We start from the raw sequence: 1433 nt of genomic DNA on the forward strand, positions 1-1433 counted from the left end.
TGTGCAGGCCGCCCGCGCCGCCGGGCTGGCCGGTGGTGTGCTGTGCATCGACACCCTGGCCGCATCCGCGCCCGGCATGGACGAGAACACCAGCGCCGACATGGGCGAAGTCATCGCCGGCCTGAAGGCTCTGCAGGCCGAGCTTGGCGGGCTGGTGCTGGCCGTGCATCACACCGGCAAGGACGCCACGAAGGGGCTTCGAGGGCATTCCTCCCTGCTTGGCGCGCTCGACGCCGCCATCGAGGTAACGCGCACCGACGACCGGCGCGAGTGGCGCACCGCGAAGAGCAAGGACGGGAGCGACGGAGACGCGCACCCCTTCCGCCTGGAGGTGGTGGAGCTGGAGACCGACGAGGACGGCGAGCCGGTTACATCCTGCGTGGTCGCACCAGAGGAGCGCACCGCCGACGCACTGCGCCGGGTGAAGCTGCCGCAGGGAGGGAACCAGCGCATCGTCTATGACGCCCTGCGTGACCTGCTGCGCGAGGCACGCCGCTTCGGCATGGCTGGCGCGCCGCCGACTCGCCCATGCATCGAGCTGGAAGAGGCTATCGAAAAGGCCCGCGACCGGCTGGCCTGCGCATCCGACAGGAAGACCGAACGCACCAGGCAAGCAATCACCGGGCTTGTGAATAGCGGCGCGCTGGCACTGCGGGAGGGCTGGATATGGCTTGCCTGACCCGCCCGCCCCCGTTCCCCCGTTTTTCCCCTCCCTCTTAAAGAGGGAGCGGGGAATTTCGGGCCCGGCCGAAACCGTTTCGGGGAATTTCGGGGATTTTCGGGGCGATGAAACGCCCTGCGGAAACGACCAGTTCACGCGAACGGGAGAAGCGCCATACACCCGCAAGGACGGCACGAAAACGATGCTTGCCACATGGCAAGGGCTGTGCCGGGTGTGCGGCAAGCCGTTCGAGGTGACAACCCCGCTACCTGGAACGGAAGGATTCACCAGAACCAAAGCATTCGGCCGTGTGATGTGCGACGCACACAAGCAGCAGAGGCGAAAACCATGAGCGCATCTATCGGCTCCTGCCGCTGGTGCGCCCACTTCGCCCGGCCCGGCCGCGCCTCTGGCTATTGCGCCAGCGCTGACCGGCCCGACCTGCCGCCGGCCTATGGCCTGCATCACCCGCTGCGCCGACTGCCCGCCGACCAGGGCGAGAGCTGCGCCGCTTTTCGCCTTCACCCGGCACATGCGCCGTGAGCACGTCGACCGAACACCCGAGACCGAGACCGCAAGACCGAGCCGAACCCTTCACCCTTTGGAGATTGCCGCCATGGCACTGACCATCACCGCTTCCGACTCGACCGAGTTTGAACTCCCCCCCGCTGGCGCGACCGCTGCCCGCTGCTGCGCCGTCATCGACCTGGGCACGCAGGAATCGACCTACCAGGGCGAGACCAAGACGCAGCCGAAAATCCTGCTGACCTTC

General features: G+C 67.4%; 2 protein-coding genes. Both read left to right on the forward strand.

All coding sequences use genetic code 11. From position 1 onward, the window contains the following. Positions 1 to 679, forward strand: a 679-nt coding sequence (locus MXC99_RS00375; RefSeq protein ID WP_247723665.1) for an AAA family ATPase, incomplete at its 5' end; no start/stop codon positions are given. A gap of 330 nt (positions 680 to 1009) precedes the next feature. After that, positions 1010 to 1204 (forward strand): hypothetical protein, encoded by a 195-nt coding sequence (locus MXC99_RS00380; protein ID WP_247723666.1) that lies wholly within the window; start codon positions 1010 to 1012, stop codon positions 1202 to 1204. The last annotated feature ends 229 nt before the right edge of the window (positions 1205 to 1433 follow it).

The organism is Thauera aromatica (genome assembly GCF_023093595.1).
Lineage (GTDB): Bacteria > Pseudomonadota > Gammaproteobacteria > Burkholderiales > Rhodocyclaceae > Thauera > Thauera aromatica_A.

What these genes read in the sequence shown, in the direction of transcription:
- MXC99_RS00380 (WP_247723666.1), top strand. Translation starts at nt 1,010, where the DNA reads ATGAGCGCATCTATCGGCTCCTGCCGCTGGTGCGCCCACTTCGCCCGG.